General features: G+C 35.1%; 16 protein-coding genes. 13 read left to right on the top strand and 3 right to left on the bottom strand.

Annotated features, from left to right (window positions below; translation table 11 throughout):
- Nucleotides 1–43: 43 nt before the first annotated feature.
- The gene (locus OZP11_RS20670) at nucleotides 44–1,045 is read right to left on the bottom strand and encodes a hypothetical protein (protein ID WP_281232385.1); all 1,002 of its coding nucleotides are present in this window, start codon (nucleotides 1,043–1,045) and stop codon (nucleotides 44–46) included.
- 345 nt (nucleotides 1,046–1,390) lie between these two features.
- On the opposite strand from OZP11_RS20670, the gene OZP11_RS20665 reads away from it, so the two are divergent.
- The 13 genes from OZP11_RS20665 to OZP11_RS20610 all read left to right on the top strand — a co-directional run bounded on the left by OZP11_RS20665 (nucleotide 1,391) and on the right by OZP11_RS20610 (nucleotide 10,516).
- Nucleotides 1,391–1,570: a hypothetical protein gene (locus tag OZP11_RS20665; RefSeq protein ID WP_281232384.1), complete on the top strand. Its 180-nt coding sequence runs from the start codon at nucleotides 1,391–1,393 to the stop codon at nucleotides 1,568–1,570.
- Nucleotides 1,571–1,624: 54 nt separating this feature from the next.
- The gene (locus OZP11_RS20660; protein WP_281232383.1) at nucleotides 1,625–3,325 is read left to right on the top strand and encodes a tetratricopeptide repeat-containing sensor histidine kinase; all 1,701 of its coding nucleotides are present in this window, start codon (nucleotides 1,625–1,627) and stop codon (nucleotides 3,323–3,325) included.
- 6 nt (nucleotides 3,326–3,331) lie between these two features.
- The gene (locus tag OZP11_RS20655; RefSeq protein ID WP_281232382.1) at nucleotides 3,332–3,997 is read left to right on the top strand and encodes a response regulator; all 666 of its coding nucleotides are present in this window, start codon (nucleotides 3,332–3,334) and stop codon (nucleotides 3,995–3,997) included.
- Nucleotides 3,998–4,154: 157 nt separating this feature from the next.
- The gene (locus OZP11_RS20650; RefSeq protein WP_281232381.1) at nucleotides 4,155–4,361 is read left to right on the top strand and encodes a hypothetical protein; all 207 of its coding nucleotides are present in this window, start codon (nucleotides 4,155–4,157) and stop codon (nucleotides 4,359–4,361) included.
- A gap of 6 nt (nucleotides 4,362–4,367) precedes the next feature.
- On the top strand, nucleotides 4,368–4,595 hold the full coding sequence (locus OZP11_RS24940) for a DUF4236 domain-containing protein (protein WP_432419643.1): 228 nt from the start codon (nucleotides 4,368–4,370) through the stop codon (nucleotides 4,593–4,595).
- Between the two features lie 10 nt (nucleotides 4,596–4,605).
- Nucleotides 4,606–4,953, top strand: coding sequence for an excalibur calcium-binding domain-containing protein (locus OZP11_RS20645; protein ID WP_281232380.1), 348 nt, complete (start codon nucleotides 4,606–4,608; stop codon nucleotides 4,951–4,953).
- Between the two features lie 15 nt (nucleotides 4,954–4,968).
- Nucleotides 4,969–5,364 (top strand): tellurite resistance TerB family protein, encoded by a 396-nt coding sequence (locus OZP11_RS20640; protein WP_281232379.1) that lies wholly within the window; start codon nucleotides 4,969–4,971, stop codon nucleotides 5,362–5,364.
- Between the two features lie 3 nt (nucleotides 5,365–5,367).
- Complete coding sequence (locus OZP11_RS20635) at nucleotides 5,368–6,636, top strand: ABC transporter permease (RefSeq protein WP_281232378.1); 1,269 nt, start codon at nucleotides 5,368–5,370, stop codon at nucleotides 6,634–6,636.
- A gap of 5 nt (nucleotides 6,637–6,641) precedes the next feature.
- Nucleotides 6,642–7,541, top strand: coding sequence for a hypothetical protein (locus OZP11_RS20630; RefSeq protein ID WP_281232377.1), 900 nt, complete (start codon nucleotides 6,642–6,644; stop codon nucleotides 7,539–7,541).
- 168 nt (nucleotides 7,542–7,709) lie between these two features.
- Entirely contained in the window at nucleotides 7,710–7,943 is a 234-nt protein-coding gene (locus OZP11_RS20625) for a hypothetical protein (RefSeq protein ID WP_281232376.1), read from the top strand.
- Nucleotides 7,944–8,314: 371 nt separating this feature from the next.
- Complete coding sequence (locus tag OZP11_RS20620) at nucleotides 8,315–8,728, top strand: hypothetical protein (RefSeq protein WP_281232375.1); 414 nt, start codon at nucleotides 8,315–8,317, stop codon at nucleotides 8,726–8,728.
- Nucleotides 8,729–8,740: 12 nt separating this feature from the next.
- Nucleotides 8,741–8,953 (top strand): hypothetical protein, encoded by a 213-nt coding sequence (locus tag OZP11_RS20615; RefSeq protein ID WP_281232374.1) that lies wholly within the window; start codon nucleotides 8,741–8,743, stop codon nucleotides 8,951–8,953.
- A 210-nt stretch (nucleotides 8,954–9,163) separates the two neighbouring features.
- Complete coding sequence (locus OZP11_RS20610) at nucleotides 9,164–10,516, top strand: GH1 family beta-glucosidase (protein ID WP_281232373.1); 1,353 nt, start codon at nucleotides 9,164–9,166, stop codon at nucleotides 10,514–10,516.
- 191 nt (nucleotides 10,517–10,707) lie between these two features.
- Here OZP11_RS20610 and OZP11_RS20605 read toward each other — a convergent pair whose 3' ends face one another.
- Nucleotides 10,708–12,147, bottom strand: a complete 1,440-nt coding sequence (locus OZP11_RS20605) for a TolC family protein (RefSeq protein WP_281232372.1) — start codon at nucleotides 12,145–12,147, stop codon at nucleotides 10,708–10,710.
- Nucleotides 12,140–15,307, bottom strand: a complete 3,168-nt coding sequence (locus OZP11_RS20600) for an efflux RND transporter permease subunit (protein ID WP_281232371.1) — start codon at nucleotides 15,305–15,307, stop codon at nucleotides 12,140–12,142. Before OZP11_RS20600 ends, OZP11_RS20605 begins: the two co-directional genes overlap by 8 nt.
- Between the last annotated feature and the right edge of the window lie 7 nt (nucleotides 15,308–15,314).

The following is a 15,314-nucleotide window of genomic DNA, read 5'->3' as shown; positions in this document are numbered from 1 at the left end:
TTTTGTTTTGATTTACATAAATTTCATTTTTAGCAGCAAATGACTACTTCCTTACATATTTATTCAAAATATACTGCGTAACAGGCCTCAAAGGCTTATTATTCTCAGGATGCCTTCCGTGCCCATCAAAGAAATCAATGCCGTTTGCCGTCTTTCCGTACCATATTACCGCTTCTCCATTTTTATCGAAACAAGGCGTGGTATCGCAGACTTTTACTTTCTTCAGATTAAAAATAGTTTCATCCAGCGGTTCTATGATATTAGCCAATCCTATCCCCTGCACTTTTAAATCGCAGCTTACTTTTTCGTAATGATCACCGGACCATTGCATGCATTGTTTTTGGAAGAAAGCGAAATACCCCATTGTCCCAACAACAGAGAAAATTAAAAAAGTAATAAAAATTCCTTTGAAATACTTTGTAACTTTTTCTTTAGTATTTTTAATTCTTTCTATTTCTTTTGGATTTTGTATTTGAGGCAAAATCATACTTTGATTATTATCCATAATATTTTCTGATTCCTCAATAAATTCAAAATCAGATTCTTCTCCTTCACTTTTACAAATAAAAGGCAGTGGCTTTTTGGGCTCTTCCTTTTCTATTTTGAAATTTGATTTCTCCTTGTCAATAATAATAAATGGCTGAGGAGGACTTGAGTTCCCTGGATTTGGCTGAGTTTCATAATTGACACCGACTCCTTTCTCTCTAAAATTCCTAAAAGGCCTTGGTTTAAAGTCAACCAATACAGCCGCAAGATTTGCAGCATCTTTATCAGCTAAATCACTTTTACCTTTAAAAAAATTCCCAATAGGTCTAAATCTATCCGTATGTACTTTAAATTGATTTCTTTTTGTTAGATCAAACTCAAATCCAAAAAAAGTTTGAAAAACCATTAAGTCGTCTGAATTCTCATTTTTTTCAAACAGATCCCAGCATACATTTCTAAGATTTGCTTGGGAAGGGTTTGGAAATTTTTCCTCTCTAAGCTCTTTTTCATATTTAGCATGAATAGCTTTTTTATAATCTTCAATAGTAAAGTTAGGCATAGGCTAATCTTTTTTTCAGGAATTCTTAGGAATTCCTAGTAATTATTAAACATCTTAGGAATTCCGGGAATTCCATATTATCATCCTCGAATTAGCACCGTTACTTTGCCTTGTAAATGAATCAGTTACTGTTCTGCATCGCGATCAGAACAAATGTACAAAACTAGTTTATTCAAAAAGTGTGGAAAACCGTAAGACGGATTTTATCCGGGAAGTATAGATGAAAATCTTACTGTTCTACACACTTCACTTCCCAAAAAAAATGTGGTGCTGCACCCTAACCAAAAACCCGGAAAAAGATTCCGGACAGCAGCGCCTTTTGTCAAATTTTTAAAATTAAAAAAAATGAAAACATTATATGTATTGGGAGCGTGCGCGCTTTTGTCAATGAGTTTATTCTCTTGTTCTGCTGATGAATTAGAAACTGCGGAGCAAAAAACCGAAATAAAAAAGGATGAAACACATGCAAATGCGCCACAGGGTCCCGGTGATGATCCAATAACGGTGCAGCCACCAAAAAATTAGTAATAAAATCTTATAATTTTTAATAAATTATTAAATTCGGGGAAAGTAACAGTTATGGTACGATCCCCGTTTTTTATTTTATTAATCTTTCTGTTTTTCCTTTCTTGTGAAGAGAAAGCAACTGTTCAAATCAAACCTGGTCTGAATAAAAAAACAGCTGTAATGCTGCAGAAAAAAGCCATTGATCATTTTAAGAAAAGCAATTATAATAGTGCCTTTTACTATTTTAATAAATCAAAAATAAGATTTGAGAGCATTAAAGACAGCAGCAATGTTGTTTACAATCTAATACAGATGGCTTACATACAGCAAATAAATGGTGATTATTACGGAAGCAAGGAAACCCTTACAGAAGCCTTGCCTTACGGAAAAAATGATAATAATTATAAAGCCGCCATTAATAATTTCTTTGGAATTGCAGACAAAGAACTAGCCGTTTATGATGATGCTATTTTCTATTATAATGAAGCAATTAAGGATTCTAATGACTCCATATCAAAACAATCGCCGTTAAATAATATAGCCGTTGTTTATATCAAACAAAAAAAATATAACGAAGCAATTGAAATTTTAGAAGCTATCTTAAATAAAAAAATATTTGATGACAAGGAACATTGGAAAAGTAAATCTAGAGTAATCGATAATCTTGGATATGCGTATTTTAAAAAAGATTTAAATGAGAAAGGTATACAATTAATGACTGAAAGTCTTGCCTTACGAAAACAAATAAATGATTCATACGGAAGTATCGAAAGTTACCTGCATTTAGCCGAATATTACTCTCACACTAATAGAAAGAAATCAAATGAATCTGCACTCATTGCGTACAGAATAGCAACTGAGACCAACAGCGTAGATGAAAGATTAAAAGCTTTATCTTTTTTAATTTCTAATGATGCCGGAACCAAATACGGACAGCAATACATTACTCTGAACGACAGCATCATTAAAATCAGAAACAACTTTAAAAACAAATTTGCCAAAATAAAATACGATTCAAAAAAAGAAAAAGACGAAAATCAGAAACTTCGACTGGAAAAAATAGAGAATGAATTATCGCTTCAGGAAGCAAAATATCAAAGGATATTTTTAGGAATCGGCATAACTTCTTTAGTAATTTTAATTATAATATTGGTGATTTACTTCAGAAATAAAAATAGAATTACTGAAATCAAAACTTCTTATAAAACTGAAACCCGAATTGCAAAAGACATTCACGACGGATTGGCAAATGATGTTTTTCATGCCATTACCTTTACCCAGACACAACCTTTAGTTACTCAAAAAGATAAAGAAAGCTTATTGAAAAAACTAGATGATATTTATATTCGTGTTAGAGGTATTTCCAGAGAAAACAATGATATTGATACGGGACCAAACTTTCCAAAAATTTTAAAAGATATGCTTTCGACTTATAACAACAATACTACAAATGTTATTATCAATGGTATCGAAAAAGTAAATTGGGAAGTTATGGATGATCTAAAAAAAGTGGCTGTGCAGCGCGTTTTACATGAATTAATGGTAAATATGAAAAAACACAGCGAGGCGTCGGTAGTTGCTTTAAAGTTTGAGAGTAATTCCAATACCTTATTTATAAATTACAGTGATAACGGAAAAGGCTGCGAAAAAGAAAAAATTATTAAAAATGGCATGCAAAATATGGAAAACCGTATTTTGTCTAATAAAGGAACTATTACTTTTGACACTGAACCCAATAATGGTTTCAAAGTAAAAATAACAATGCCTAAATAAAAGCCCATGTTTAAAAAAGTAATAATAGCCGAGGATCTTGACGCAATGAATTTAGGAATTATACAAGTTCTGAAAGATTTGGACATTACTAATTTCCAGCACTCAAAATATTGCGATGAAGCCTTTTTAAAAATACGAAAAGCGATTCAGGACAATGATCCTTATGATTTACTAATCAGTGATCTTTCGTTTAAAACAGACCGCGAAGCAAAAATCGAAAGCGGAGATGAATTGGTAAAAAAGGTTCGCGAATTACAGCCGGATATTAAAATTGCAGCCTATTCTGTCGAAGATAAAAGTTTCCGCATCAAATCACTTTTTGAAAATGCAGACATTGATGCCTTTGTATTAAAAGGTCTTCACAGTATTGAAGAGCTGAAAAAAGCAATTAGACTCATTTCGACTTCTGATCAAAAATTTATTTCACCGGAGGTTGCTTCTGCTTTGCAGGAGAAAAACAATTTCGAAATAGACGATCTGGATATTCGAATTTTAAAATATCTGGCAAACGGAACTTCACAAGATGAAATCATAGAGATTTTTAAAAATTCAGACGTAAAACCCAACAGCAAAAGTGCCATAGAAAAAAGACTTTCGAAGCTCAAAGACTTTTTTAAAGCGAACAATACAGTTCATTTGGTTTCCATCACAAAAGATATGGGAATCATTTAACTTCTATTTTTTTAACTGCGTAAAAGCTCCTTCGGGAGCTTTTTTTATTTCTTCTGCTTAAATCTTACGAATTATGGATTTCCGTAAAATACTGATTTTGATTGGTTTTACTTTTGGATTATCAAAAAAAATAAATACTAATTAAAACTTTAAAACCATGAAAAAATACTATGTAAATGAGAATGCGCAGCTAAATGGCGATCATGAAGTTCATACCGAAGACTGCACATATTTGCCTTCATCACTAAACAGAAAATATCTAGGTCAGTTTTCTGATTGTAAACCAGCTGTTGTTGAAGCTAAAAAAACGTACTCAAAATCTAATGGCTGCAAAACCTGCTGCAATGCATGCCATACAAGCTAATGTGCCATGGGCTTTCGATTTCAAAAAAGAATTAAACTTGGAGGCGGACTTGGACTTAACATTAGTAAATCCGGAATCTCTCCAAGTTTAAGAACCAAAATGGGCACATTTAGCAAAAGAGGCTATTCTACAAAAACAGGCATTCCCGGCGTACGTTACCAAAACAGCGGTTGCCTTGTTTTCTTTGTCTTCACAGGACTTCTTACATTTTTAATCTATACACTTAAATTTTAATATACTAATTATGGGATATCGAAAAGGATATTACAGAAAAAACGGAACGTATGTTCAGGGACACTTTACAAATAACAGATCCAGATCTTTTTCAGGAAAAAATAACGGCTGTGTATTACTAATTCTGGTTTTCATTATGCTTACTTCAATCATTTCCTGCTCAGATTCAGCTGATGATATTTCTAACTCAGGTTCAAATTCAAATTCAAGCTCAGGTTCAAATTCAGATTGTCCAACAAAAACCTGTGCCAGTTTTAAAACACGGGCAGAAGCACAAGCTGTTTACGACAGTAACAGAAAGTGTTACAAAAATCTTGATGCGGACGGCGACGGCAGAGCCTGCGAATCTTTAAAATAAACAATCCTAAAAAACATGATAACACTAGAACTTAAAAGCCATTTTTTACGATTATACCAAATGGCATTGGCAGATGATCATTTTGATGTATTAGAACTTCAAATGCTGTATCATTTTGCAGACGAAAGAGGAATTCCAAGAGAAGAACTCGATAAACTTTTCCTCAACCCGGTTACTACCGAGTTTATAGTTCCGGAAAGTTTAAATACAAAAATTGAATATCTGTATGATCTGACACGGCTTATCTGGGCCGACGGAAAAGTAACCGACGATGAATTAAATATGCTGCGCAAATACTGCCGAAAATTTGATTTCCTTGACGAGAACATCAACGACTTATCTGATTATCTCATTGACTGTGTGCAGAAAAACATTGGTAAAGAAGAAATTATTAGTCAACTAAACGCTTAAATTATGAAACCACTTTCACAATTATTTAGTTTAAAAAAATCCGAAGATTCCTCATTTAAACCTCATGAAGAAAACGAGGAAGAAAGAGAACAAATTAGAATCACCTATTACCAAAGCGGTTTTGCAGCTTCGGTAAAAGCAACCGGAAAACCAATTGTTTTAAAAGCATGTCTGCAAAATTTATATATGAGTTTTGAAGATCAGTGCCGAAAACAAAAAATGGAACAGGACAGGTTGAAACAGCCGTATCGCGAAGAGCAGGAAAAAAACAGAACAGAACTTAAAAAATCTGAAGCTGCAATTGGCATTTTCGAAAAAAAAGAACAGGATGTTAATGATACTATCGACCAGATCAAAAACGAAATTATCGAGGTAAAACGCAATCCGGATAAATACGGAATTGAAGAAGGAAAAGGCTTAAAAGCGCAATTTTATATTGGTCTGATTCTTTTGCTTCCTATAACCTTATATGTTTTGGTTTTCTATATTTCAGCTTCTTACTCGGCTTTTTTCAAAGAATTTTCAAATGACAGTCTAACAGCAGCCATTTTTGATGCAGATGCTTTTACCAATGCTTTTAAAGCAAGCTGGCTGGAAGGAGTTTTGGTTGTCACTATTCCGTTTGTATTTATGGGATTAGGCTATGTAATTCACATGGTTCAAAAAGGAAAAGGCATAAAAAACATTCTCAGACTCGCGGCACTTTTTCTGATTACCTTTTTATTTGATTCGCTTTTAGCTTACATCATCGAAAAAAAGATTTATGAGTTTAATAAAACAACAGAATCTTCTCCTTACAATTTAAATATCGCTCTGGGAGAACCTGAATTCTGGATGATCATTTTTGCCGGATTTGTTGTCTACATAATCTGGGGACTTGTATTTGATTTTGTGATGAAAGAATTTGAAAACATCGATAAAATCAGAGCTTTTATTAGAGGCAAAAAAGAAAACCTGATCAACTTGGAAAAACTAAAAGCAGATTACAACAATAAAATCAATGATTTTAAACAGCAGATTGTTACTATAAACGGTAAAATTTCAGAACTCCAGTCAAAAATTGACGGTTTTGTTTTCCCGGTAAAGGAATATCTGCATTATCATCACCAATACAAAGAAGGATGGTTTCAGGCTATCAATACAGAAATTGCACTGCCTCATAAAGAAAAAGTCGAACTGCTTGAAAACTGCGAAAGTTTGTCTGAAGAACATTTAGGACGATTAAATCTGGTAGATCCCGATTTTCAACATTTGGTCTATTCTAAAAACTAACAATTATGAAAAACACATTACACAAATCTCTTGTAATACTGTGCCTTATTTTGTTTTTTTCATGTAAAGAAGAAAACAAAAACGAAGAAAAAGAAACTGTTGCAAAAAGTAGCGTTTCAGAAAATTACAACATCAGTATTCTTGTTGACTTATCAGACAGAATAAGCACTAAAAAAAATCCAAATCCTACCATGGAATTTTACCAAAGAGATTTAGGATACATAAAATCTGCTGCTGAAGCTTTCAGCCAGCATTTAAAATCAAAAAGGATGAGACAGATTGATGATAAAATGCAGTTATTCTTTAATCCTGAACCCGAAAACCCTGAAATTAATTCTATTTCAAAAGATTTAAGGATTACCGTTGATAAAGATAACGCTTCAAAAGAATTATTAAATTCAATAAGCAATACCTATGCATCAAAAACAACAGCCATTTACGAATCGGCTATTAAAGATGATAAATACATTGGATCTGATATATGGAACTTTTTTGACAATAAAGTAAATGATCAGTGTATTGATGCCGGGTACCGAAACATTTTAATTATTCTCACTGACGGTTATATGTTTTATCAAGGTACGCAGATCAAAGACGGTAATTTATCCAGTTATTTAACTCCTCAGCTAATCAAAAAAAGCGGCTTAAATACAAACGACTGGCAGAAAAAAATGGAAAAAGAAAACTTTGGATTTATAAAAATTGATAAAGACTTATCTAATCTTGAAGTTTTAGTCTTAGGAATTAATCCTTCTAAAAATAATCCGTTTGAAGAAAAGATTATTAAAACGTACTGGACAAAATGGCTTTCCGAAATGAAAATTAAACATTTTGAAATTAAAAATGCCGACCTGCCCTCAAACATGGATAAAATTATTAAAGATTTTATTCTGGATCACGACTAAAAATTACAACTGTAATATTAAAGAGGAATTTTGCATTTCCTCTTTTTTGTTTTTTATAAAATTCTATCAAAAAACCTTTGAGAATACGGATTTCCATAAAATATTGTTTTGGATTGGTTTTACTTTTGGGTCACTAAAAATTCAAATAATAACTAAAAACTAAAAATTATGGAATACAAAGTAGTACCCTTTATCGCTTCGATTGATCCTAAAAAAGGAAATACAAATCATGTTGCGGAACAACTTGAAAGCTTAATTAAAAACTTCACAAATCAAGGATGGGAATATGTTCGTTTAGAAAGCGTTTCAACATTTGTTCATCCCGATACAGGATGTTTTGGATTTGGCGCACGTCCGGGTTATACAACAAATAATCAAATGGTTGTTTTTCAGAAAAAATGAAACATCTAATACTATTTGCTATTCAGATTTATTGGAGATTTATTCCTGCTTCAAACAGAAGAAAATGCATTTTTAAAAATCCTGCTCGAAATACGTTTTTGAAATCACTCAAAAAGAAGGTTTTATGAATGGATTAAAAGCATTTTATTTTCGATACAAAAATTGCAGGGGCGGTTTTCAAATCTTTAAAAATCCAATAACTCATAATATTCAAATGATTCTTCCTTCCCAGATAATAATTGAGAAGGAAGAAATTGCCGAAAGATTAATCCATTAAGAAAATAAAATCCAGTATAACTACTCAGTCAAAACTTCCTTTTTCTGGTTAGATTTATCGCTTCTATCTAATTAAAAATATTAATCTAACGTCTATGCCAAAAAACTACTCCATTCTAGTCTTATTACTATTTATAATTTCCTGCCGAAATATCGAAGCACCGCCTCCGGTTCCGCAGATCAATTCGCTTTATAAACCGGTAATTACGGCAGATGACCGCAAGACGATTACACCCGAAGAAGCCAAGACCTATCATGTAAATACAACCTATAAATACCAATACAGAACCGGAAATCCGGGAAAGTATAAGTACAATTATGATGTAAAAGGAATAAATAGCAGCGGCGATTCGGTTTTTGGAAATATTAATACTGAAGGAAAATACGGCGCCGGAATTTTAATTGGTGACACGGTTGCCGAAATTGAAATCAATACCGAATGGGTTTCGCACGGAAAACTCAAGGCTCTTGATAAAAAAGGAAATCAATACAATCTGGTTGTTAAATAAAAAAATACAGCAATGAAATATACTTTACTCGTACTGATTATGGTTTTTCTAACCTCATTTCGACCGCAGGATACCAAAGTCTATATGTGCGGTTCGACAGGATCAAAAAAATACCATCTTAAAGAAACCTGCCGCGGACTTAGTTCCTGCCGAAGCGAAGTCGTAAAAACATCACTTAAACAAGCCAGAGGCTACGGCCTTACACTTTGCAGATGGGAAGATTAACATCTTCCCATTTTTTACATTTAATCATTTGATAATAATGAGTTTACAATAATTTCACATTAGTTTTCTTAATTTGAATAAAAACTAATCGTTATGAAATTCTTCAATCTAAAATTTTTGGTATCATTCAAAGAATGGCTTTTTTTAAGAGCAATGCAATCTTCTTTCCTACACTAATAAACCGTTTAAAATAAAGGAAAGTACTATTGAATGAATAAAATTGAAAGCTCATTTTTAAACAAAAACCAATTTGGTGACGATTTCTTGTGGGGTGTATCAACCGCCGCTTTCCAAATTGAAGGTGCTCATGATTCTGACGGAAAAGGTTCTTCTATCTGGGATGTTTTTACATCTCAAAAAGGAAAAATAAAAAACGGACATCATGCCCTGACAGCCTGCGATTTCTACAACTGTTATCAGGACGATATTAATCTAATCCGAGAATTAAACATTCCCAATTTCAGATTTTCTATCAGCTGGCCGCGTATTATGCCAACCGGAGTTCATCCTGTAAATCAGACCGGAATCGATTATTACAATAAAATTATAGACGCACTGCTAGCTTCGGGAATCGAACCCTGGATTACTTTGTATCATTGGGATCTGCCGCATGAACTGGAAGTAAAAGGAGGCTGGACAAACCGTGAATCGGTTTCCTGGTTTAAAGAATATGTCGAAGTCTGCGTACAGCATTTTGGCAATCGTGTCAAGAACTGGATGGTAATTAACGAACCTTCGGTATTTACGGGGGCCGGATATTTTTTAGGCATTCACGCACCTGGCAAAAAAGGGATTACCAATTATTTGAAAGCGATGCACCACGTTACGCTTGCAACTGCTGCAGGAGCCAAAATAATTCGTAAACATATTCCGCAGGCTCATATTGGAACTACATTTTCCTGCACTCATATCGAACCCGCAACCGAGAGTACAAAAGATGTTGAAGCTGCAAAACGTGTCGATACTTTACTCAACCGAACGTTTATCGAACCTATTTTAGGATTGGGTTATCCGCAGAAAGATCTTCCGGTTCTTAAAAAACTAAACAACTATATTTTAGAAGATGATTTAAATAATCTCGACTTCGATTTTGACTTTATAGGTCTGCAGTGTTACACACGCGAAGTTGTAAAATATTCTCTTCTGACTCCCTACATTGGCGCCGAATTGGTAAGTGCCGTAAAAAGAAATGTTATTTCTACCGAAATGGGCTGGGAAGTCTACCCGCCTGCCCTGTATCATGTTCTAAAAAAATTCAATGAATATGAGGGAATCAGAAAAATCATTATTACAGAAAACGGAGCCGCTTTTCCAGATACGGTTACAAACGGAAAAGTGTACGATATAAAACGAACACATTACATTCAGGATCATTTAGAACAAATCTTAAAAGCGAAAAAAGACGGTTTAAATGTCGAAGGATATTTCGTCTGGAGCCTTACCGATAACTTCGAATGGGCCGAAGGTTACAACGCCCGATTTGGTCTGATTCATGTTGATTTTGAAACCCAGAAACGAACCATCAAAAATTCCGGGTTGTGGTTTAAGGATTTTTTATCTTAATGATTTAACCGCAAATTTTACAAAGAATTACATAAAGTCCGCAAAGCCTGTTCAACAGACAGCTTTGTGAACTTTGCGTTTATAAAAAGTCCAGCTTAAAAACACTTTGCGAACACAGCGGTTAAAAAAATAAAAAGCCTTTCAGAATTTTACTCCCGAAAGGCTTTCCCTCTACAAATTAATTGGCAAAATTATTTCCATCCGCCGCCCAGGTCTCTGTAAACATGAACAGCAGCATTTAATTGCTCTTTTTTGGTATCGATTAATTCCAGTTTTGCTTCTAATGCATCTCTCTGCGTCATTAAAACTTCGAAATAATCTACTCTTGCCGATTTAAACAAATCATTCGATACATCAATAGATTTATTTAAAGCATCAACCTGCTGTGATTTTAAATCGTAGCCTTTTTGAAGGTTTTCGATTTTAGAAAGCTGTGTTGAAACTTCTAAATAGGCATTAAGAATCGTTTTATCATAATTGTACAAAGCCTGAAGCTGTCTTGCATTGGCACTCGAAAACTCAGCTTTAATAGCGTTTCTGTTAATAAGCGGTGCGGCAATATCTCCGGCTAATGAATACAAAAGCGATTCAGGAAAAGTAAACAAATACGATGGTTTGAAAGCCTGAACTCCTAACGCAGCCGAAATATCCAGTGAAGGATAAAATTCAGCGCGAGCCACTTTTACATCCAGTTTTGCTACAACCAATTCCAGTTCGGCTTGTTTTACATCCGGACGGTTCGTTAACAATTGAGACGGAATTCCTGAGTTTACAGCTGCCGGAAGCAAGTCTGTAAAATTGGTTTTCCCTCTTTTGATTTCCTGCGGATAACGCCCTAACAAAAAGTTGATTTTGTTTTCGTTCTCTTTTATTTTCTGAAGAATATCAAACTCTAAACTTTTTGAAGTTAAAACCTCAGCCTGAAATTTCTGAACTCCTAATTCTGTTGCTCTTGCAGCCTGTTTTTGAACTTTTACAATTTCTAATGCATTACTTTGTAATTCAATAGTCTGCTTTACAATATCAAGCTGACTATCTAGAGCCAATAATTCATAATACGAATCAGCGATTTCGGCAATTAAATTTGTAATTACAAAATTTTTACCTTCAACTGTTGCTAAATAACGGTTTACGGCTGCTTTTTTAGAATTACGCAGTTTTTTCCAAATATCTACTTCCCAGTTTGCATAAGCAGCAATAGTATAATCTGGTAAAGGATCCGGTGTCTTTATTCCCGGTTTAATATCGGTTGTGGCATCACCGGCACCCTGACTTGTATAACGGCCTACTTTCTCTACTCCCGCTCCTGCACGAACGCCTACAGACGGCAGTAAAGCTCCCTTACGAATGCGAATATCATTTTTTGCAATTTCAATTTCCTGCAAAGTCATATTTAGTTCCTGATTGTTTTTCAGGGCAATATCGATCAGTTCAACCAGATTTTGGTCTTTAAAAAAGTCTTTCCATTTTAAAGCCGATATATTTGTCGTATCCTGAGATTTTACATTTCCAAATGCTTCAGGAACCGGAGCGCTTGTGCTTGCTGTCTCGGCCACAGGCGCTTTACATGCGGTCGCGGCAAGACATAACGCTGCTGCAATACTGTATTGATAAGGTTTGAATTTATACATGATTGTTGTCAATTTCTTCTGTTAATGGATTCTCTTCTTCATGTTTTACCAGTTTGTGTTTCTCGGCAATTTTAGCAAATATGAAATACAAGCCCGGAATTACAAATACACCACAAATGGTTCCTATAAGCATACCTCCGGCCGCCGCGGTTCCAATGGTTCTGTTACCAATTTTACCCGGACCAGTTGCAAATACAAGCGGAATTAACCCTGCAATAAAGGCAAATGAAGTCATCAAAATAGGACGAAACCTTGCTTTTGCCCCTTCCATTGCTGCCTGTAAAACAGATAATCCTGCTGCGTGTCTTTGAATAGCAAACTCTACAATCAGCACGGCATTTTTACCCAATAGTCCAATAAGCATTACCATGGCAACCTGAGCATAAATATTGTTTTCTAATCCTGCTATTTTCAATAAAAGGAATGCTCCAAAAATACCTGCCGGCAAAGAGAAAATTACTGACAAAGGCAAAATAAAACTTTCGTATTGTGCTGCTAAAACCAGATAAACAAATCCTAAACAAATCAGGAATACCCAGATTGCCTGATTGCCCTGCGCCACCTCATCGGCAGAAATACCGGCCCAGTCAATATCATAGCCTCTCGGCAGTTTTTTTGCCGCTATTTCCTGAATTACTTTAATCGCTGTACCTGAACTGTAACCCGCTGCAGGAGAACCGCTGATTTGTGTTGAAGTGTACATATTATGACGTGTAATTTCCGAAAGTCCGTACACTTTTTCTAATCGCATAAAAGCAGAATACGGTACCATTTCGTCGCGGTCATTTTTTACATACAATTTTAAAATATCATCCGGCTGGGCACGATATTCGGGAGAAGCCTGAACGATTACTTTATAGTTGATTCCGTATTTAATAAAACTGATTTCGTAGTTACTTCCCACAAGAGTCGAAAGCGTATTCATGGCATTTTCGATAGAAACGCCTTTTTGCTGCGCCAGATCATTATCTACTTTCATCATGTACTGAGGGAAACTGGAACTGTAAAAACTGAATACATTTGATAATTCAGGCTGTTTATTCAGCTCGGCAACAAAATCGTTGTTTACCTGTTCCATTCTCTTATAATCTCCTGAACCTGTTTTATCTAACAATCGAAGCTCAAATCCTCCGGCAGCTCCATATCCCGGTACCGCAGGCGGCTGGAAAAATTCGATATTAGCACCTGCAATATCTTTGGATTTTTCTTCCAGTTCTTTCATAATTTCAAGAACCGAATGTTTTCTGTCGCTCCAGTCTTTAAGGTTAACCAGACAGGTTCCTGAGTTGGCTCCTGTACCTTCAGACAAAATTTCGTAACCCGCCAGTGAAGAAACTGATTTTACGCCGTCGATTTTTTCTGCAATTTTCTGCAGTCTTTCAGCAATATTATTGGTTCTTTCTAATGATGATCCAGGCGGCGTCTGAATAACCGCATAGAACATTCCCTGATCCTCATTCGGGATAAATCCAGATGGTACGTTACTGCTTATCAACCATGTTCCCGCACAAAATACAAGAAGCGCCGCTATGGTTACAACTCTTCTGTTAACAATTTTCCCTAACAGGTTCTGATATTTTCCTTGTGCTAAATTGAACTTATCATTAAAAGCATCAATAAATCGGTTTGCAGGTGTTTTCCTTTTAGGCTGACCGTGATTGTTTTTCAGCATCATGGCACAAAGTGCAGGTGTTAAGGTCAATGCCACAATACCCGAAAGTATAATTGCCGTTGCCATAGTTACAGAGAACTGTCTGTAGAAAACCCCAACAGGACCTGACATAAATGCCACCGGAATAAATACTGCCGCCATAAGGAACGTAATAGCAATAATTGCCCCCGCAATCTCGTGCATTGCTTTTTTAGTTGCTTTAAATGGCGACAGATGTTCCTCTTCCATCTTGGCATGGACGGCTTCGATAACCACAATCGCGTCATCGACCACGACCCCAATAGCCAATACAAGAGCAAATAAGGTGATTAAGTTTAATGAAATATCAAAAAACTGCATAAATACAAAGGTTCCAACTAACGAAACCGGAACTGCAATAGCCGGAATAACCGTAGAACGCCAGTCTCCAAGGAAAAGGAAAACTACCAGACCTACCAGAATAAAGGCTTCAACCAGTGTGTGAATTACTTTTTCGATAGAAGCATCAAGGAATTTAGAAACGTCATACGAAATCTCATAATCCATTCCTTTTGGAAATTTTTGTTTGATTTTTTCCAGTTTCGCTTTTACTTCTTCAATTACCTGATTCGCGTTACTTCCAAAAGATTGTTTCAATACAATTGCAGCTGATGGTCTTCCGTTCAAATTCGAATAGATATCATACATCGAACTTCCAAATTCAACTTTGGCAATATCTTTTAATCGTAAAAGTTCTCCGTTAGAATTTGATTTTACAACGATGTTTTCATATTGTTCTTTTGTTGTAAAACGTCCGGAATATTTCAATACATATTCAAATGCCTGCGAACGTTTACCAGAACTTTCTCCTGTTTTACCGGGAGAAGCTTCTAAACTCTGGCTTGATAATGCTTCCATTACCTCATCGGCAGAAATTTTATATGCCAGCATACGATCTGGTTTCAGCCAGATACGCATAGCATATTCACGTGTTCCCAGAATATCTCCGGAACCAATTCCGTTTACCCTTTTTAATTCAGAAAGTACGTTTATATCGGCATAGTTGTATAAAAACTTCATGTCGGTATTTTTGTCTGTACTGTAAAGGTTTACATACATTAACATACTTGGTACTTCTCGTGTAATTTTAATTCCTTCACGAATTACCAAAGGAGGAAGTTTATTAGTAACCGAAGCCACACGGTTCTGTACGTTAATGGCGGCCTGATTAGGATCTGTCCCCAAATTAAAAACCACTTTTATTGTTGCTTCTCCATCGTTTCCAGCATCAGAAGCCATATATTTCATTCCCGGAACTCCGTTTAAGGCTCTTTCCAAAGGAATTACAACCGCCTTAACCATTAATTCACCGTTAGAACCAGGATAATCTGCTGTTACATTCACCATTGGAGGCGAAATGGTAGGAAATTGTGTAATTGGTAAATTAAGTACCGACAAAACTCCTAAAAAGACAATTATCAGCGATATAACAATCGACAGAACAGGTCTTTGTATAAATTTATTAAACATTTGTATA

It is taken from the genome of Flavobacterium gelatinilyticum (genome assembly GCF_027111295.1).
Classification (GTDB): Bacteria; Bacteroidota; Bacteroidia; order Flavobacteriales; family Flavobacteriaceae; genus Flavobacterium; species Flavobacterium gelatinilyticum.
The sequence above is the reverse complement of the archived record's forward strand: the minus strand, read 5'-3'. Positions and strand labels throughout refer to the sequence as shown.